12 protein-coding genes are annotated in these 18869 nt (G+C 55.5%); 3 read left to right on the plus strand and 9 right to left on the minus strand.

The window, feature by feature from the left end; translation table 11 throughout:
* Positions 1 to 253 precede the first annotated feature (253 nt).
* Both WEB54_RS05775 and WEB54_RS05780 read right to left on the minus strand, forming a co-directional pair.
* The gene (locus WEB54_RS05775) at positions 254 to 676 is read right to left on the minus strand and encodes a GFA family protein (RefSeq protein ID WP_368054096.1); all 423 of its coding nucleotides are present in this window, start codon (positions 674 to 676) and stop codon (positions 254 to 256) included.
* 125 nt (positions 677 to 801) lie between these two features.
* Positions 802 to 1311, minus strand: coding sequence for a GNAT family N-acetyltransferase (locus tag WEB54_RS05780; protein WP_368054098.1), 510 nt, complete (start codon positions 1309 to 1311; stop codon positions 802 to 804).
* A 145-nt stretch (positions 1312 to 1456) separates the two neighbouring features.
* On the opposite strand from WEB54_RS05780, the gene WEB54_RS05785 reads away from it, so the two are divergent.
* Positions 1457 to 3997, plus strand: coding sequence for a mechanosensitive ion channel domain-containing protein (locus WEB54_RS05785; RefSeq protein WP_368054100.1), 2541 nt, complete (start codon positions 1457 to 1459; stop codon positions 3995 to 3997).
* A 6-nt stretch (positions 3998 to 4003) separates the two neighbouring features.
* On the opposite strand, the gene WEB54_RS05790 is transcribed toward WEB54_RS05785, so the two are convergent.
* From WEB54_RS05790 to WEB54_RS05815, 6 genes are all read right to left on the minus strand, one after another.
* Positions 4004 to 5665, minus strand: coding sequence for a GMC family oxidoreductase (locus WEB54_RS05790; protein WP_368054102.1), 1662 nt, complete (start codon positions 5663 to 5665; stop codon positions 4004 to 4006).
* Between the two features lie 98 nt (positions 5666 to 5763).
* The gene (locus WEB54_RS05795) at positions 5764 to 6774 is read right to left on the minus strand and encodes an adenosine deaminase (RefSeq protein ID WP_368054104.1); all 1011 of its coding nucleotides are present in this window, start codon (positions 6772 to 6774) and stop codon (positions 5764 to 5766) included.
* Positions 6775 to 6874: 100 nt separating this feature from the next.
* Complete coding sequence (locus tag WEB54_RS05800) at positions 6875 to 7846, minus strand: alpha-E domain-containing protein (RefSeq protein WP_368054106.1); 972 nt, start codon at positions 7844 to 7846, stop codon at positions 6875 to 6877.
* Positions 7847 to 7882: 36 nt separating this feature from the next.
* Entirely contained in the window at positions 7883 to 9334 is a 1452-nt protein-coding gene (locus WEB54_RS05805; protein WP_368054108.1) for a circularly permuted type 2 ATP-grasp protein, read from the minus strand.
* 26 nt (positions 9335 to 9360) lie between these two features.
* Positions 9361 to 12726, minus strand: coding sequence for a DUF2126 domain-containing protein (locus WEB54_RS05810; protein ID WP_368054110.1), 3366 nt, complete (start codon positions 12724 to 12726; stop codon positions 9361 to 9363).
* Between the two features lie 89 nt (positions 12727 to 12815).
* Entirely contained in the window at positions 12816 to 13901 is a 1086-nt protein-coding gene (locus tag WEB54_RS05815; protein ID WP_368054112.1) for a putative zinc-binding metallopeptidase, read from the minus strand.
* Between the two features lie 134 nt (positions 13902 to 14035).
* Between WEB54_RS05815 and WEB54_RS05820 the strand changes: the two genes are divergently transcribed.
* Both WEB54_RS05820 and WEB54_RS05825 read left to right on the plus strand, forming a co-directional pair.
* A complete protein-coding gene (locus WEB54_RS05820; protein ID WP_368054114.1) occupies positions 14036 to 16651 on the plus strand; it encodes a circularly permuted type 2 ATP-grasp protein in 2616 nt (871 codons plus the stop codon).
* Positions 16648 to 17547, plus strand: coding sequence for a transglutaminase N-terminal domain-containing protein (locus tag WEB54_RS05825; protein WP_368054116.1), 900 nt, complete (start codon positions 16648 to 16650; stop codon positions 17545 to 17547). Before WEB54_RS05820 ends, WEB54_RS05825 begins: the two co-directional genes overlap by 4 nt.
* A gap of 369 nt (positions 17548 to 17916) precedes the next feature.
* Here the strand turns inward: WEB54_RS05825 and WEB54_RS05830 are convergent, their stop codons facing one another.
* Positions 17917 to 18123, minus strand: coding sequence for a cold-shock protein (locus WEB54_RS05830; RefSeq protein ID WP_028671572.1), 207 nt, complete (start codon positions 18121 to 18123; stop codon positions 17917 to 17919).
* Positions 18124 to 18869: the final 746 nt, after the last annotated feature.

Below are 18869 nucleotides of genomic sequence, written 5' to 3' on the forward strand. Positions count from 1 at the left end.
CGTGTTGTATAACTTCCCCTGCGCCTGAGCTTTGCTCGGCGCACCAAGTTTCGGAATTCACATTGGCTGCATCGCCTTGAGCCCGCGGCGGATGGCAGGGCTGCTCCTGCGGGGGCGCCGTAAATACATCCATGTAGGCTTAACTTCGGCATCCATGCCTCAGATACCCCCGCAAAAGCAGCCCTGCCACCCGTCGCTAACCTATTGCGTACTCCGGAGTTTGAAGGGTAAGAACCAATCCAGCACACTGGGTTCAACGAGTCGGATACCGATCAAAGGTCGGTGACTGCTCAACGCCTTCAACCCAATGCGGTCGTTCCGACCAGAAAATGCGATCATCCGGCGTCACTTCAGGCTCACCATCCAGGCTGCCAGCCGGTACCACCAGAAACTTTCCGCTGCGGTTCACGTAAGGCAGGCCAGACCCACAGGTCGCACAGAATTGCCGAGTCCAGTGCTTGGCCGTCGGCAATTCAAAGCGTTTGATCTGATCCTCACCCTGCTCCCAGGTAATGGCATCCGGCACGGTAAACAAATTAGCGGCAAAGGCCGACCCGGTAGAGTGCCGGCATCTGTCGCAATGGCACAGATGAAAAGCCGACACCGGTCCGTTGACCACAAACCGAACCGCGCCACATAAACAGCCACCAGAGACGGCATTTAATGCATTAGTCATTTTGAACCTCTTTTTTTGTATTGTTCAAATTTAGTATAAACGCAGGGTCAAGTGCTGGTCACCGGGTATGCCTATCCGGTGGCCGGGCACGAACGAATGGCTAAACAGCCAACCAAACCAACAAACTAAACAAGCCGCGTCATAAACACACTGTTTGGGTCTTCTATATAATCGCCAAAGGGTAAACACACTTCAAAGCCGAAGCGGCTATACAGCGCTCGGGCTGCTGTAAAATAGTCCATTGAGCCCGTCTCCAGACTGAGCCGATTCAGTTGCTGATCTTTGGCTTGGTCCAGCAAATGTTGCAGTAAATGCTGGGCCACGCCCTGGCGTCGAAAAGCCGCTGCGGTACGCATCGATTTGATTTCGCCGTGTTCGGCAGTCAATCGCTTTAACGCACTGCACCCAGCGAGGCATTCGCCCCGCCCTTCATTATCGGTTGCCCATAGCGTCCAGAAGGTGACGTCCGATTGTTTGAGACCATCCAGATCCAGCGCGTGCTTGCTTTCTGGCGGCGAGGTGGCGTTCATGTCCGCCAGATGCTCTTCCAACAGTAGCGCTATTTCAGGCCCGCTCAGATCATCGATCCGAATTCGGAAGTCTGGCTTGGTCGTCGGTGTCCTGACGGTCATCATGGGGCTCACTGTATTGGTCTCGTTGGGATGATTATTACTCGCTGCCAATAGGTGTGCAATCAGGTTTAAAGGCATCGGCAAACAAGACAACCTCATCGAAACCAAGATAGACTGATCCACACTATTGTCTGGTTCGGATCCGGAAATGTTCAAGCAATTACGAGTTAGGTCAGGGCTATGGATACTCGCCTTGTGTTTGCTCGTCAGCCCATGGGTTGTGGCAGAATACACGACTGATGCCAGCATCCAGCAAACCCTGGATCAGGTAAGCACGCAGACCAACCAGTTAAACCAGCGCCTGAGTTCCGTGCAACGACAGCATGATCGGCTGCTGACCAATGAAGCGGCGTTGAACGAGCACATCATAGCGCTGACCGGCAGCGGCCTGGTGTTTCGTGTTCTGCAGGAACAAAACATTAACCTGCCTAAGCTAGACTTCGATCCGGGGCTCTCTGACCTGATCGCCGATGCACGGCTGACACAGTTTAACGTGAGCCAACAGCAGCAAGAGATCCAGGATAACCCCAACGACTACCCGGCCAATGTGCGACTGCCCGAATTGCAGGACCGCCTGCAAGAGCTAGTGGTGACTGCCGTCAGTCTGCAGCAGGCCCAGCACGAGCTTACCGAGACGGCCGACCGCCTAAGGTCCAGCATTATTGAACAGTTGTTCTGGATTCCGAGCAACCCGGCGTTCAGTCTGAGCTGGTTCACCACTGCGCCTGGCGCTCTGGTGCAGCAACTTACCCGCCTGAATGATCAGTTCTCAGTCAGCCTGACTCCGGGTGACCTGTCACTCTGGCATTGGTTGGGCGCCTTGCTTTTCCTGCCTGCTGTCGCCCTGTACTGGCTGCGCCCTCGTTTAAAGACAGCGCTGGCGACAACGTTGAAGACCGGTACGGCCGCCTTCTACCTGCCTACACCTCAAACAGGGTCAACAGCGGAAGCAGAAACCGCAGGTTCCAATCCCTTGTCCACACTGCTGGCGCTGGCCTTGACTGCGGCGATCACGGCACCGGTCAGCCTGACTTTGCTGGCGATCGGCAACTTGTTTTCCGGCCCCCAGGCACCTAACACCCTGGTGCTCGGCCCCGCCCTTACCGCCATCGCGCTAAGCTTGTTTGTCGTACAATTCTTACGCAGAATCCTGGCACCCGGACAAGTCGCTGAGGTCGATTTTCAATGGCCAGACAAGGCCCGCCAAACACTGCATACCTTTGTTCGGCATTTTGCCTGCGTTCTGCTGCCTACCAGCGCCGTGTTAACGCTGGCTGTTCAGCAAGGGGCTGCGCTGAGCAATGATGTACTGGGGCCGGTCATACTGATTGTAGCGAGTGCCCTGGTTGCCTATTTCTTTCGCATGCTGCTGAAACAGCTACCGTCTGGTTTCGCACCGGCCGGTGTGCGCTGGATGCTCAACCTGGTTCTGGTGTTGCTGCCGCTGAGCCTGGTGGTGCTGACATTGACCGGTTATTACTACACCAGCTTGCAGCTGACCGGGCGCTTCCTGGCCACTTTTTATGTCCTCAGTGGTTGGGTGATCGCAGAGGCCAGCGCACGCCGGGCCATTGAGGTATCCAGTAACCGGCTTCGCCTGCAACGGGAAGCCGAAATACAGGTGTTACGAGAGCAGCGTGACGCACAACGAGCCAAAGATCCGGACAAACTTCAGGAACCTTTACCCGATATGACAGCAGAGCTGCGTCAGGTGCGGCAACAGACCCAGCGTCTGGTTCGCTTTCTGCTGCTGACCGGTTTTGGCGGCTTGCTGTATTGGGTCTGGGCGGATCTGGTGGGGGTATTTGGCTATCTCGACTCACTGGTTATCTGGCAGTACGGCACGGCTGAAAGCCCGGGTAGCATGAGCCTGTTGGACTTGGCGTCATTTTTCTTCATCGTCTTACTGTCGCTGTTTCTCGCTGCCAATCTGCCTGGCCTGCTGGAGATGCTGGTGCTTTCCAGGCTCAGTTTGCGGCAAGGCAGCGCCTATGCCATAACCACGCTGCTCAACTACATCCTTACCGGCATTGGTCTGGTACTGGCGTTGTCGAGCCTGGGGGTCAGCTGGGACAAACTGCAGTGGCTGGTGGCTGCACTCAGTGTCGGGCTCGGCTTTGGGTTGCAGGAGATATTTGCCAACTTCGTATCCGGGCTGATCCTCTTGTTCGAACGGCCCATACGCATCGGTGATATCGTAACCCTGGGTGATTTATCGGGCGTGGTCCGTCAGATCCGCATTCGTGCCACCACCATTACCGATTTTGACCGCAAAGACATCATCGTACCCAACAAAACCTTTGTCACCGACCAGCTCATTAACTGGTCGCTCACCGACACGGTGACCCGGGTCATCGTACGGGTAGGCGTTGCCTACGGTTCAGATCTCGATAAAACACGGGCACTCTTGCTCAGTGCCGCGAAGGCAAACCCCCGCGTACTGGACGAACCGGAACCCCAGGTTCTGTTTCTCAATTTTGGTGCCAGCACGCTTGACCATGAATTACGCATTCATGTGAAAGAACTTCAGGACAGAAACCCAGCAATCGACGAAATTAACCGCTACATCGACCGGGAATTCAAACGGGCGGATATCGAGATTGCGTTTCAGCAAATCGACATTCACCTGCGCAACGGCGAAGGCTTGGACAAACTGATCAGCCGCCAACCGCCTCAATCAAGCCAGTGAATTCGCCTACTCACCGGCCAAAATCCAGGATGCTGCCTTTTCGGCGATCATCAGCGTCGGTGAGTTGGTATTGCCGCTGACGATGGTGGGCATGATACCCGCATCCACGACGCGCAAGCCGTTCACGCCCCACACCTTCAGATGGGCATCCACCACTGCCAGCGGGTCGTCGGCCACGCCCATCTTGGTGGTGCCGACCGGGTGGAAAATGGTGGTGCCAATGTCGCCAGCCAACTGCACCAGTTCTTCGTCACTTTGGTATTCAAGACCTGGCTTTATTTCCTGTGGTTGGTATTTGGCGAAGGCTGGTTGGGCGGCAATGCGACGGGTTACCCGCAGCGAATCAGCGGCCACTTTGCGGTCTTCTTCGGAGCTGAGGTAATTCGGGCTGATGGCCGGTGCCTTGTGTGGATCCGCACTGCGAATCTGAACCCGGCCGCGGCTGGTCGGGTTGAGGTTGCAAACACTTGCGGTGATCGCCGGGTAACGGTGCAATGGCTGGCCAAACGCATCGAGGCTCAGCGGTTGTACGTGATACTCAAGATTAGGGTGCTCGTAACCGGGCGAGCTGCGGGTAAAAGCACCCAATTGTGACGGTGCCATACTCATCGGGCCAGATCGGGTGAGCAGATACTCAAGCCCGATGCGAGCTTTGCCCAGCCAGGAACTGGCCATGGTATTCAGGGTTTGGGCACCGCTGACGCGATAGACTGACCGAATCTGCAAATGGTCCTGAAGGTTTTCGCCGACACCGGGCAAATCTTTCACCACATCGATACCGTTAGTCTGAGACAGAATGGCCGGGCCAATACCCGATACCTGCAACAACTGCGGCGACCCGATGGCACCGGCCGACAGTACTACTTCGCGTCGTACCCGGACAGACCGCGCCTGTCCATCCCGTTCAACGTTAACGCCCACGCATTTTGGTTGCCCATGAGGGTCGGTTTCAACCTCCAGTTTCAGCACCTGCGTTGAATGCCAGACACTCAGGTTCGAACGATGACTAACCCCCCGCAAAAACGCCTTGGCCGTGTTCCAGCGCCAACCCCGGCGCTGGTTGACCTCGAAATAGTCGACCCCTTCGTTGCAGCCGCGATTGAAGTCTCGGGTGTAAGGAATGCCAGCCTGCACCATAGCCGCCGCAAAATCATCCAACACCGGCCATTTAAGGCGTTGCTTTTCAATGCGCCACTCACCGCCATGGCCGTGAAAATCACGGTGATTTTCATCGGCATCGGCACCGGGATCCATCCGGTAATGGTTTTCGTGGCGCATAAAATCCGGCAAGCAGTTTTCCCAGCGCCAGGCGTCATCCCCAACAGACCGGGCCCAAGCATCGTAATCACGTGCCTGACCGCGCATGTAGATCATGCCGTTGATGCTTGAGCAGCCGCCCAGGGTTTTACCTCGGGGGTATATCAGGGCGCGGCCGTTCAGCCCACTATCCGGCTCGGTGCGATACAGCCAGTCGGTGCGTGGGTTGTTGATGCAATAGAGATAACCGACTGGAATGTGAATCCAGTGATAATTATCGCGACCACCGGCTTCGATCAGCAACACGCGGTTGCTGGGGTCTGCACTGAGCCGATTGGCCAGCAGACAGCCGGCGGTGCCTGCCCCGACAACGATGTAATCGAAGACATCGCCAGATAAAGACTGTGACATGAACCCTCTCCGGGCGCTTTGGTAGCGCCCAGCTTAACCCGCATAAAGACTTTGACCATCGAACAATAGTAGGACGTTCAACGCCCCGATCACCTCGTTCAGGCAAATACCTGATCCAGCCTCGCCTTGTACGCTGCCCGTGCACGGTCTTCCATCCAGGCGCCGTCGAAACCATTTAGCAGCAGCGTATGCAGTTGATCGCGGTCGATCAGCCCATGGTTAATTAGCGCACGGTAGTTGTCATTGACGTAACCGCCAAAGTAGGCCGGATCGTCGGAGTTGATGGTGGCCTTGAGGCCCGCAGCCAGCATGGCCGGAATCGGATGCTGTTTCAGATCGTCGATGACCTGAAGCTTGTGATTCGACAAGGGGCACACGGTCAGTGTGTAGCCGCGCTCTACCAGTACCTTAACCAGCGCCGGGTCTTCCATCGCGCGATTGCCATGGTCGATCCGGTCCACTTTTAGCAGGTCTATTGCCTGCCAGACATACTCCGGCGGGCCCTCTTCACCGGCGTGCACGGTGATGATCAGCCCCAGTTCACGGCAGCGGGCAAAGACACGCGCAAACTTCTCAGGCGGATGCCCTTTCTCGCCGGAATCCAGCCCCACAGCATGAATTCGATCCAGGTACGGCTCGGCGATAGCCAGGGTTTCAAATGCGCTTTCTTCGGACAGGTGCCGGAGAAACGACATGATCAGCCGGAAACTGATACCAAATTCAAGCTCACCCTGTTGCAGCGCCCTTTCGATGCCATTGAGCACAGTTTCAAAGGCAATGCCCCGCTCCAGATGCGCCTGAGGGTCAAACATGACTTCGGTATGAACCACATTGTCGGCATGAATGCGTTTGAGATAGGCAAAAGTCAGGTCATAAAAATCCTGCTCGGTTTGCAACACCGACATGCCCTGGTAGTACAGATCCAGAAACTCCTGCAAGTTGCCAAACTGGTAGGCCTGCCTTACCGCTTCGATATCAGCATAGGGCAATGTAATACCATTACGTTCGGCCAGTGCAAACATAAGCTCTGGCTCCAGGCTACCTTCAATGTGCAAGTGCAGTTCCACCTTGGGCGCCTGGTCTGCAAGTTCGGCTAAAGAAACGGTCATAATACGATCCACTTTCGATGTCTTATTAGTAAGTCACTTTGGGTAAGTTTGGACTTTTCACCCAAACGAGTGCCAGGTGACTGGTGCGTACGACTGACATTCAGGCAACGCTTGACTGGGTTTGTGTTTGTCCCCGGTATTCGCCGCTGAAATAATGATCGGCGATGGCCTGGTGCAATTCGTTGAACGAGATTTGCAGTGTATCGACAAAATCATGCAGCAAATCCGGTGTATGCGCCATTTTTTCCATGTTGGCATTGACCAGGCGCGGTAGCAAATCATCCACGAGTGCCTGCACCTCCTCATGACGTGGCAGATCTTCCAGTTCAAAAGAGAGCTGCCCCAGGCAACTGGCCACAGCACGCGGAAAGAATTCGTCCTGCAGTAAAAAGCGCAACACGTCCGGCCCTCGCACCCGCAAGCGAACTTGTTGACGGTACATCTGATAGCCGGTCAGGGATTTCAGCACGCTCATCCACTGCAGATTCTCAAAGGGCGTCAGATCATCCGGGCTGCGGGGCAGCAGGTTAGCCGAGCGCACATCAATGATGCGCGTCGTCATATCGGCTCGCTCCAGGTTCCGGCCGAGCATCAGAAAGGTGTGTACCTGGGTGTGGCTTAATGAGCCTTCGATCAACCCGTTGATGGCCTGACAACTGCGAATCACGCGTTTCAAAAAAGCATCCCGCTTGCGCGAGGTGATACCGGCTTCAACCTGCTTAAGCGTATCCAGATAGAGTGTATTCAACTCCTCCCAGACCTCGCGGGGCATAATATCACGCGTGGTGCGCAGGTTTTCCCGTGCCGACTCCAGCGACGAAATAATCGACCCCGAATAATGCAGATCGACGCACAGAAAATTCAATACATTGTCGGCACTGCGTGTTTCATAATGCTCATCGAACAGTTCTTCGGCACCGGTAATGGTGACCAGCGAATCCCAGTCGAGCCGGGTAGTGCGGGGAAAATCGAGCAGAAGATTACTGGTCACGTTAATCAACCGTGCAGTATCTTCCGCACGTTCCAGATAACGCGCCAGCCAGTAAATATTTTCAGCAACACGAGAAAGCATAGATCACCTCGTTTTGGTCCGTACTATCAAGACGCATCAATTCAAGTCCACAATCCAGGTGTCTTTACTGCCGCCACCCTGAGACGAATTCACCACCAGTGACCCCTTGGTCAGCGCGACCCGGGTCAAACCACCGGTAGTGACGTAGGTGCTGTCCTTTCCGGACAGTATAAAAGGTCGCAGATCAACGTGGCGGGGTTCCAGCTGATCATCAATCAGTGTAGGCGTTGTCGACAATTTAAGCGTTGGTTGTGCCATGTAATTGCGCGGATCGGCCTTGATCAGTTCAGCGAATTTTTCGCGCTCTTTTTTGGTTGAATGCGGGCCGACCAACATGCCATAACCGCCCGACTCGTTGGCGGGTTTTACCACCAGTTCATGCAGATGATCGAGCACATAACGACGGTCATCCTCGCGCATGCACAGATAGCTTGGCACGTTGGCCAACAACGGTTCCTGATCCAGATAATATCGAATGATTTCGGGCACAAAGGCATAAACAACCTTGTCATCCGCCACGCCTGCCCCCGGTGCATTCACCAGAGCCACTTTCCCACTTCGCCAGGCGCGCATTAGGCCGGGTACACCCAGTGTCGATTCCGGGTGAAACACTTCCGGGTCCAGAAACAAATCGTCAACCCGCCGATAAATCACATCCACACGTTTCAGACCGTTCACGGTCAGCATGTGCACCACATCATCGTCATCGACCACCAGATCAGAGCCTTCAACCAGCTCCACACCCATCTGCTGAGCCAGATAGGAGTGCTCAAAATAGGCCGAATTATAGATGCCCGGCGTCATCACAACGATTTGCGGGTCATCGCCGGGCCGGGGCGACATAGAGGCCAGCATGTCGTAAAGCTGACCGGTGTAGTCGTCCACGGGCTGAATTTTTCCGGTCGCGAACAGTTCAGGCAAAATGCGCTTGGTGACGTTGCGGTTTTCCAGCATGTAGGACACACCGGATGGTACCCGCAAATTGTCTTCCAGCACGTACAGTGTGCCGTCGATGTCGCGCACCAGATCCGAACCACAAATATGAGCCCAAACATTGTTAGGTGGGTTAATCCCCACGCATTGTTTGCGAAAGTTGGCAGAATGCGCCAGTACTTCAGCCGGAAACACCTTGTCACGAATAATCTTCTGTTCGTGATACAGATCGTTGATAAACATGTTCAGGGCTTCGACGCGTTGTTTCAGACCAGCTTCGGTTCGCTGCCATTCATCGAGCGGGATGATTCTGGGCACAATATCGAAAGGCCAGGCGCGGTCGATCATGTTCCCTTCGGAATAGACGGTGAAGGTGATGCCCATCACCTGAATCGCCACTTCCGAGGCGTTTTTCAGTTCGGCCAGTTCGCGGCCACCGAGCTCAGCGAGATAATCACACAACATTTCTGCAGCCGGATGTGGCACGCCGGGTCGAGCCATCAGCTCATCATAAAAACCCTTACAGGCGTATGCCGACCAATTTATTTTACTCATCGATGGTGTCTCCTTTACGCGCCCGTTCAGTGGCCTGCCCGATCTGATTTAAGCGCCGCCTCACGTACATGGTCAAAGCGCATGTCCAGGGTATGAGGGTATTCCCCACGCGGCACAGACGTCGTCACCGGCAATGGGCCCTGGGTGTGACCGTGTGACCAGAACCGGGCCAATCTGCGTGCCTCGGCTTCATTGGCGTTGACTGGAAAGTGCTCATAATTCCGGCCCGCCGGGTGTGAAACATGATAGGTGCAACCGCCCAGTGAGCGATCGTTCCAGGTATCGACAATGTCGAACACCAGCGGCGCATGCACCGGTATCATCGGGTGCAGTGCCGAGGGTGGCTGCCAGGCGCGGAAACGCACGCCAGCGACGGCTTCACCTTTGGTACCCGTAGTATGTAACGGCACTGGCCGGCCATTGCAGGTCAGTACATGGCGTTCAGGCACCAGGCCGCTCACCTTAACCTGCAACCGTTCGACCGATGAGTCCACATAGCGGGCCGTACCGCCGCCACTGACTTCTTCACCCATTACGTGCCAGGGCTCAATCGCCTGCCGCAATTCCAGTGATATCTGGTCATACTGCACCTGGCCGTAAAGCGGGAAGCGGAATTCGAGGAACGGCGCCAGCCAGTCGGGGTCAAAATCAAAGCCGTGGTCGCGCAAATCGTGGAGAATGTCGAGCAAATCCGTCCATAAATAATGCGGCAGCAGCCAGCGGTCGTGTAACGCTGTGCCCCAGCGCACCAGCGGTTTGCGATAAGGGTCGACTGCGAAACGGGCTACCAGCGCCCGAATCAACAGCTGCTGCATCACGCTCATGCGCGCATGCGGCGGCATTTCAAAGCCGCGCAATTCGACCAACCCCAAACGTCCGGTAGCACTGTCCGGTGAGTAGAGTTTATCGATGCAGAACTCGGCGCGATGCGTATTGCCAGTAATATCAGTCAGCAGATTGCGCAATAACCGGTCTACCAGCCAGGGTTGCGGTACTTCGCCCGGCGGCATTTGCTGAAAGGCGATTTCCAGTTCATACAACGCCTCATGTCGAGCTTCATCAATGCGCGGGGCCTGACTGGTCGGCCCCATAAACATGCCGGTGAACAGATACGACAGCGCCGGATGATGTTGCCAATAAGTGATCATACTGGCGAGCAAATCCGGACGGCGCAAAAACGGAGAGTCGGTTGGTATAGCACCACCCAGAGTGACGTGATTACCACCCCCGGTGCCGGTATGACGACCATCGAGCATGAATTTGTCGGCACCCAGGCGACTCTGACGGGCAGCTTCGTAGATGGTTTCAGTGACCCGGACGACATCGGGCCAGTTGCTGGCTGGCATAATATTCACTTCAATCACGCCCGGATCTGGGGTAATCATGAATTTTTCCAGGCGCGGGTCAGAGGGTGGCGGATAACCCTCAATGCCTACCGGTATTTTAAGCTCAGCTGCGGTTTGCTCCACGCTGGCGAGCAGGTCTATGTAGTCTTCAAGTTTAGTGACCGGCGGCATAAAGACAAAGAGTTGGCCATCTCTCGGTTCAATACAGAGTGCTGTGTGAATGATGCTCTCGGCCTGGTCCGTTGCCGCTGACTGGTCGAGGTGTTGTTCACTCACCGGCTTGCGTGCCGAGTTGTCTGCTTGCCAGGCGGTATAGCGCGCCGCCACTTCGCCATGAATGTCAGCCAATGGCTGGCGCATCTCAAAGGCGCTCGGTGGCTGATGCTCTTCGGCCCGGTCAGATTCCGGCAAGCTGTCCAGTGGTAAGCGCAAACCCATGGGGGAGTCGCCCGGAATCAGATACAGAGCTTCCCGGCGCAAGGGCCACTCGCTCGACTGCCAGCGATCGCGACGCACGTCACGCCCCAGTGGCAATACGAAGCCGGTTATCTCATCCAGGCCACGTTGCAGCAGTGCCGCCAGACGTCGCCGGCTATCAGTGTCTTTCAAGTCTTCCCGGCTTAAATCCACATCGGCGGGTTGCTGCGCTTCCTGCAGCAAATAGTGATACGCATCCTCGTAACCGGGAATTAAAAACCGGTCACGCACACCGAGCCGATTAGCGACCAGCGCCGCGAACGTTCTGGCAGTCTCGACACTGACGTCAGGGTGTTTGCCTTTTTTGTCAGCAGGCGCGTCACGGAAGGTCGCCAGCCAGCGCTCGTTCTGCCACAGCGCTTTGCCATCTTTGCGCCAGTAACAGGCCAGTGCCCAGCGGGGTAAAGGTTCACCGGGGTACCACTTGCCCTGCTGATAATGCACCAGGCTCCCGGGTGCGAACTCGGCACGCAGCTTGTGCAACAGGGTTTCAGACAAACGGCGCTTGTCTTCGCCGAGTGCGGCTATGGTCCACTCCGGCGCATCCATATCATCGATGGAAACGAACGTTGGTTCACCGCCCATGGTCAGCCGGAGATCCTGCTGATTCAGCTGATCATCTACCTTATCGCCCAGCGCCAGAATGTCCTGCCATTGCTCTTCGCTATAGGGACGGGTTACTCGTGGGTCTTCATGGATGCGGGTCACGCTCATCGAGAAGTTGAACTCGACCTTGCTTTTATCGCTGGCGCCGGTTATCGGTGCCGCACTGGTCGGTTCGGGTGTCGCCGCCAGTGGTATATGGCCTTCTCCGGCAAACAGACCCGAGGTTGGGTCCAGCCCTATCCAGCCGGCGCCGGGTACGAAAACTTCAGTCCAGGCGTGCAGATCGGTGAAATCGACTTCGGTGCCCGACGGGCCGTCCAGCGCCTGCTGGTCGGCTTTCAACTGAATCAGGTAACCTGAGACAAAACGTGCTGCCAACCCCAGATGCCGGAAGATCTGTACCAGTAACCAGGCGGAATCCCGGCAGGAACCGCGCTTGATGTCGAGCGTCACATCGGAATTTTGCACGCCCGGTTCCATGCGCACCAGATACTCAATGTCATGCTGCAGACGCTGGTTGATACTGACCAGAAAATCAGCTGTCGGTCGTTTATCGGAGCTGACACCGGTCAGCCATTGTTTTAATAAAGGGCCGTCTTCGCTGACTTCGAGGTACGGCGTCAGCTCTTTCTTTAGAGCTTCCGGATAATTGAACGGAAAATTTTCGGCGTAGTCTTCGAGAAAAAAGTCGAAAGGGTTAATCACCGTCATCGGCACGATGAGTTCGACATCCACCTGCATAAACCGAACCTTGTCGGGAAACACAACCCGGGCCAGGTGATTACCAAAAGGGTCCTGCTGCCAGTTTATAAAGTGAGGGCCGCCACTGACATGGAGCGAGTAGGCATCAATCGGTGTCCGGCAATGGGGCGCAGGTTTGAGCCGGACCAGGTGCGGGCTGAGCGCAACAGACCGGTCAAAGGCGTAGCGGGTGGAATGCTTGAGCGCAACGCGAAGGGTCATGATACCTATCCTTGTGAGTATGAGTTTGACTTAGCAATTGCTACGCCAGATTAAACAGGCCAAACAGGTAGAGTTTCTTGAGCCGTCGCTTACTCAAACGGCGAGGCACCGTGAATAATATCGTGCACCATACCGAGCTTGCGAATTGCACCGGGTGAGAGCACAAAGGGATACAGATCACCATGCCCCATGCTTCGGTTCAGGCTGTTTAAAGCATAGGTCAGCGGTAACCAGTGCTCCAGCAGACTGTTGATATGAGTATCGAAGTAGGGATTGAAGTGCTGTTCAACACTCTTTTCAGAGTCTTCTGTCACTCTGGGATGCAGACTCAGCCCGAACTGATAGGCGGTCTCGAGCGTGTCGACCATGTGTAGGTAATGCGCCCAGGTCTCCGCCCAGTCTTCCCAGGGGTGTGCACTGGCATAGGCGCTGACGTGGTTTTCCTGCCAGTTTGCCGCCGCTCCCTGGCTATACAGCGTCTCTAAAGCCTGACTGTAATCCTGACGTTCATCGCCAAAACACTGTCGGAATGGTTCAAGCCAGGGGGTATTCCAGACCAGACGATCCCAGTAATAGTGCCCGGATTCGTGCCGAAAGTGCCCTAATATGGTGCGATAGGGTTCCGCCATCTTGCTGCGCATGGCTTCGCGTGTCACCGGGTCGGCTTCGGCGATATTCAGTGTTATGACCCCGTTTTCGTGACCGGTTATTACCCGACCGCTTTCATTAAACTGGGGCGCCGTATCGGCCAGAAACCGGAATGCCAGGCCGAGCTCCTCATCCGCTTTCGGAGTCAGCGGCAAATTCAATTTTAACAGGCTGTACACCAGACGCCGTTTTTCGGTTTCAAGCCGCGCCCAGAGCGTTTTATTGGCCCCGAAACTGAGGTCCGGGATGGTCTGATTCAGACGGCAGGCTACGCAATAGACCTCCTGCGGGGCCTCCGGCAGCAGCCAGTTGCACACACCCTGATGCGCATAATTGCTGCACTGGTAGTAGACCGCGGTGCCCTGGCTACCTGTCGCCACTGACTGCCAGCGACCATCGCCAAGCGGCCGAATCGCCACCATGTCAAAACGATCGAGGTCGAACCCCAGCGCGGCACCACACTGGGTGCACTGGGTGTTCTCGAAATAGACCCGATGACCGCAGGATTCGCACCGGAACAATTGCATAAGTGTACTCAGTCGGATGCAGTTGGTTTATGATCTATAGATATAGAATTTACCATCCAGACTCAAGCGGTTTCGGAACAACAGCCCGTAAACCCACCTCACAGAATCGATCGTCCGGCGGACTCAGACCGATCATGCGCAACCCACTTCCTCACAGCACCCTGTTGCACCAATTACTGGCAGATTACCAAGCCAAACGGTCACAGACTGCACACCGGTATGACGATCTGGTTACCCCGGAAGGTCAGTTTCGGGCACGCTGGCAGCCGCTGGTTGAAGAGCTTGATGAGCTGGGTCTTGACGGCCTGCAACAACGCACCCTGGAAGCCCAGAACCTGCTTCACGAAAATGGGGTTACCTTCAACGTTTACGAAGACGATGTGCGTAAAATGCGCTCCTGGCAACTGGATCCAATCCCCTATGTCATCAGCCCGCAAAGCTGGACCATGCTGGAACAGGGCCTGAAGCAGCGGGCGCGGCTGCTCGAATGCCTGGTGACCGATTTATACGGTGAGCGTCGAGTTATCAGGGACGGTATTTTACCGCCCGAACTGGTCTATACACATCCCGGCTGGTTGTTCCCGGCGGCAGACACCGGCAATTTATACGCGCGCCCAAACGTTATTTTTCAGGGCATGGATGTGATGCGCAACGAGGATGGCGAATGGCGCGTGCTGGGTGACTGGACTCAGGCGGTTTCGGGTGTCGGTTATGCGCTGGAAAACCGCATCATTTTGTCGCGCGCTTTGTCCCGACTGTACCGGGACGCACCACTGAGCCGGCTGGCTGGCTTTCTGCAAGCCTACCACCGCTGCCTGTCGGAACTGGCGCCGCATCGCCGGGGAAACCCAAACATCGTGCTGTTCACGCCAGGCCCCGGCAGCTCGGGCTATTTTGAGCATGCCTGGCTCGCCAACTACATGAACTTTTCACTGGTTGAGGGCGGTGACCTGGTAGTGCGTGATGGCCAGGTATCGATGCGGACGCTGGGTGGCCTGAAAGCGGTCGATGTCATCGTCCGGCAAATTACCGATCCCTGGTGCGACCCGCTGGAGTTACGCGGCGACTCTTTGCTGGGCGTTCCCGGATTAATGCAGGCGGAACGGCGCGGTGAAGTCGCCATCGCCAACAGCCTGGGGGTCGGCGTGCTGGAACATCCTGCGCTGGCCGGGTTTTTGCCCGGGTTATGCCAGTACCTGCTTGGGGAACCCTTGCAGCTGACCGGTCGCGACGTACTCTGGTGTGGCACACCGCACTACCTGAACACCGTCCTGGACAATATGAACGCCTGGCAGATCCGGGCTGTTCAGGATGCTACCAAGCCGATCATACCGGCCGAGTTGACGCCCGACGCACTGGCAATCTTGCGTCAGTCCATTATTCAGGCACCCCACCTGTACGTGGCCGAGCAACCGCTGAAACCAGCCTCCTCGCCCAGCTATAACCTGCAGCACAATAAAGTGACCCCGCAGCCCGTCTGTTTGCGTTTTTTTGCTCTGGCTGACCCGAGCGAAGGCAATACCGAACCCGCAGACCTACCGCATCGCATCATGCCTGGTGGCCTCGCCTGGGTGGCCCCACCGGGTACCCCGGTGATGGAAAGCACGATCGTTAAGGATATATGGGTTCTGTCACCGGTCGCCCAACCCCATATCAGCCTGTTGCAGCGTGCCAAGGGGCCCATTCTGGTAACCCGTGATGGCATGGATTTGCCCAGCCGTGTTGCCGAAAGCCTGTTCTGGATTGGTCGCTACGGCGAACGGTTGGATAACCGGTCACGGTTACTGCGTGAAACCCTGACCAGCCTGGTCGAAGAAGGCCAGTTGCGTTTGACCGATACACTGCTGCCCGACCTTTTTACCGCTCTGAAACTGGAGTTGCCGGACTCACTCGACCCAGACGAAGATCCCTCCGCACGGACTCCCACAGAGCCTCCGGTCGCCGTTGAGCAATTCATCACGTTGCGAAAAATACTGCTGGATATGTTTCAACATTCCGATAACGAAGGCTTGCCCCGGTTGTTCTATGCCATGTTACGCAACAGTCGTGCGGTGCGTGATCACCTCGGTGACGACGCCTGGCGTACCATTAACACCCTGCATCAGACGTTCAGCGACCTACCCAACATCCAGGGCGCCAACGCCGGACAGCGCGGACTGGAAGAGATCGTTACCTTGCTGGCGGCCTTTTTCGGGCTCTGCAACGAAACCATGCCGCACCATTTTGGCTGGCGTTTTATGGACATTGGCCGCATAACCGAACGTTGCATCGCCAGTCTTGAGCTATTGAAGCTGGCCATGATCAGCGCCCGCAGGCCAGGTACCGACCTGTGGGAAACAGTGCTGGCCACGACTGACAACCTGACCGTCTATCGTCGGCGCTATCGTTCGCAGTTGTACCCGGCTGCAATTCTCGATCTGCTGCTGTTTGATGAAACCAACCCGCGCTCGGTTGGCTACATGCTGAAACGACTGGAAACCCAGATTGAACACCTGCCCCACCCTGAGACCACGCCATTTCGCAGCCAGGAAACCCGGCTAATCATCCAGGCAACCAGTCATCTGCACCTGGTCGATCTGGATTCACTGACCGACCTGGAGAACTCGGCCAAGGCCCAGGCAGCCCTGGAAACCCTGCTCGACCAGTTGCTGACGCCACTCTATGCGCTCTCTGATGCGATCTCGCACAGCCATTTCAGCCACGCTGAAACCCCCAAACAACTGGTGACGTTGCAAGGGTCCGTTACATGAAATACCAACTGCGCCACACCACTCACTTTGAATACAGCAGCCCGGTAACGCTCAGCCACAACGAGGCACGTTTGCTGCCAAGAGACCTCGACGTTCAGCGCTGCACGAATACCCGACTGACGATCTCGCCAACGCCATTGCGCCAGCATGAGCGCCTCGATTTCTTCGGCAATCGAGTGCTTTATTTTGTCATCCAGGATATCCACGACAGCCTGGAAGTCACCATACGCAGCCGGATTACCACTCAAAAGCGGTTAGAACCCACCGGCGATGCTGTTCATTCAGGGTGGGAAACGGTGGTTCAGCATCTGGCACCGGACAGTGGCGGAAAGGCGACTATAGCAAGCCCGGAAACCCTCGATGCGCGGCTGTTTACTCTGAACTCTCCGTTCGTTAAACGCAGCGAAGCACTTAGACGTTTCGCGCTGGACTGTTTCAGCCCGCAGCGATCATTGTGTGACTCGGTACTGGCACTCAATCAGAAAATTTACCGGGAATTCAGCTACGACCCAGAGTACAGCACTCTGGCGACTCCGCTTGAGGACGTGCTAAAAGACCGCAAAGGTGTGTGCCAGGACTTTGCCCACCTGGCCATTGGTGCGCTGCGCTCGGTCGGCCTGGCAGCCCGGTATGTCAGTGGTTATCTGGAAACTTTTCCGCCGCCCGGCCAGGAAAAACTGGTGGGCGCCGATGCCAGCCACGCCTGGCTGAGCGTTTTCATTCCCAACTGGGGGTGGCTCGACATCGATCCGACCAACGGCAGCTTGCCCAACGAACGCTATTTAACACTGGCCTGGGGACGTGACTACGGCGATGTAACCCCGCTAAGGGGTGTTATGAATGGTGGTGGTGCGCATGAATTGACGGTCGAAGTGGATGTGCTACCGCTGGATTGAATGAAAACGTTCGCTTTTTTTGAGCAAGCTATGACGCCTTAATAGGTCGAATGCACCAGATCGAAACCAAACATGTCGAACAATCCGTCTTTGGTGTTCGTTGGCACCATAAACGCAGATTGCACACTCTGATACGCCAGAATGCCATATTTCAACGCTGTCCGAGGGCATATCATTAACTTCAAAGTATTGCGGGGTTAGCAATGTAGAACTTTTATCTAACTTATCAGGCACAGCAAATGGCGCCGCGCTAAGTCAATCAAGGAAGGTTCTCTTAGGAATAGGTCGGAAGTGATCAGGAAGAGATAAATCAGGCACAAACAAAAAAGGCCCTGCTTACGCAGAGCCTTTTCTCGAATCAATCAACCCTTATAGTGGGGTGATGTTCTCAGCCTGAGGACCTTTCTGGCCTTGAGTTACGGTGAACTCAACTTTTTGGCCTTCAGTCAGGGTTTTGAAGCCAGAGCCAGTGATAGCACTGAAATGTGCGAAGACGTCTTTGCCGCCTTCCTGCTCGATGAAACCAAAACCTTTTGCTTCGTTAAACCACTTAACGGTGCCAGTTACTGTAGACATAGTAATATTCCTATCAATTATAGATTGTGCCCGAAATTGAGCTCTTTTAGCATAAAAATTGGAGCTGACGTACTTAAGAACTTCAAGGCAGGAATAAAACTAAACCGGCATGGAGCAATTAAACTATCTTGCGTCGTTCTTTTTAAGCTGTGGTGCATGATATAGATCCTTCAGATGATGTCAAAGGTTTCTGCACCCCTGAACGCAAATATTTCGAACGCTGATCCTAACTGATTGATTTTATTGCCTTTATGCTTCTAAAAATACTTTTTTCGTTTAGAAAAAGTCATAGGCAGTACCATGTCAGCCCTCAGACCAGCCGGTTGCAAGCACTACCCGGTGTTCCGCCTGGCCACGAATCCCCACCGGAACCTGAAACAAGCGCTCTACGGGGCCGTCACCTGTCTTGAGACCACTTACTGCCTTTATAGAGTGTTTCCAGATCGCCCCCCAGGGCCGGACAGAAGCCGTCTGGCGCCATGCCCGATGGCATCCGATGAGTGCCGAAACTGATAGCCTAGACCAGACCCGCGAAACCGACCGCGCCTACCGGCTGATTCGCCCTGCCCTACCCACCGGATGGGAAGAGGTGAGAGTGGTCCGGCAATTTCGCGGCATCCGCTTTAGCGTTCGCTATATACGGACTGCCGAGCCAGGCCAGAGGCATCAGGGTAGACGGGCAACGCCTCGAAGGCGATGGTGTAACGAACGTTCAGGCTGGAAAGCTATATCAAGTGAACGTATAT

The organism is Saccharospirillum sp. (assembly GCF_040881935.1).
GTDB lineage: Bacteria > Pseudomonadota > Gammaproteobacteria > Pseudomonadales > Natronospirillaceae > Saccharospirillum.

What these genes read in the sequence shown, in the direction of transcription:
- WEB54_RS05800 (WP_368054106.1), bottom strand. Translation starts at nt 7,846, where the DNA reads ATGCTTTCTCGTGTTGCTGAAAATATTTACTGGCTGGCGCGTTATCTG.
- WEB54_RS05780 (WP_368054098.1), bottom strand. Translation starts at nt 1,311, where the DNA reads ATGATGACCGTCAGGACACCGACGACCAAGCCAGACTTCCGAATTCGG.
- WEB54_RS05805 (WP_368054108.1), bottom strand. Translation starts at nt 9,334, where the DNA reads ATGAGTAAAATAAATTGGTCGGCATACGCCTGTAAGGGTTTTTATGAT.
- WEB54_RS05830 (WP_028671572.1), bottom strand. Translation starts at nt 18,123, where the DNA reads ATGTCTACAGTAACTGGCACCGTTAAGTGGTTTAACGAAGCAAAAGGT.
- WEB54_RS05825 (WP_368054116.1), top strand. Translation starts at nt 16,648, where the DNA reads ATGAAATACCAACTGCGCCACACCACTCACTTTGAATACAGCAGCCCG.
- WEB54_RS05815 (WP_368054112.1), bottom strand. Translation starts at nt 13,901, where the DNA reads ATGCAATTGTTCCGGTGCGAATCCTGCGGTCATCGGGTCTATTTCGAG.
- WEB54_RS05810 (WP_368054110.1), bottom strand. Translation starts at nt 12,726, where the DNA reads ATGACCCTTCGCGTTGCGCTCAAGCATTCCACCCGCTACGCCTTTGAC.
- WEB54_RS05785 (WP_368054100.1), top strand. Translation starts at nt 1,457, where the DNA reads ATGTTCAAGCAATTACGAGTTAGGTCAGGGCTATGGATACTCGCCTTG.
- WEB54_RS05790 (WP_368054102.1), bottom strand. Translation starts at nt 5,665, where the DNA reads ATGTCACAGTCTTTATCTGGCGATGTCTTCGATTACATCGTTGTCGGG.
- WEB54_RS05775 (WP_368054096.1), bottom strand. Translation starts at nt 676, where the DNA reads ATGACTAATGCATTAAATGCCGTCTCTGGTGGCTGTTTATGTGGCGCG.
- WEB54_RS05795 (WP_368054104.1), bottom strand. Translation starts at nt 6,774, where the DNA reads ATGACCGTTTCTTTAGCCGAACTTGCAGACCAGGCGCCCAAGGTGGAA.
- WEB54_RS05820 (WP_368054114.1), top strand. Translation starts at nt 14,036, where the DNA reads ATGCGCAACCCACTTCCTCACAGCACCCTGTTGCACCAATTACTGGCA.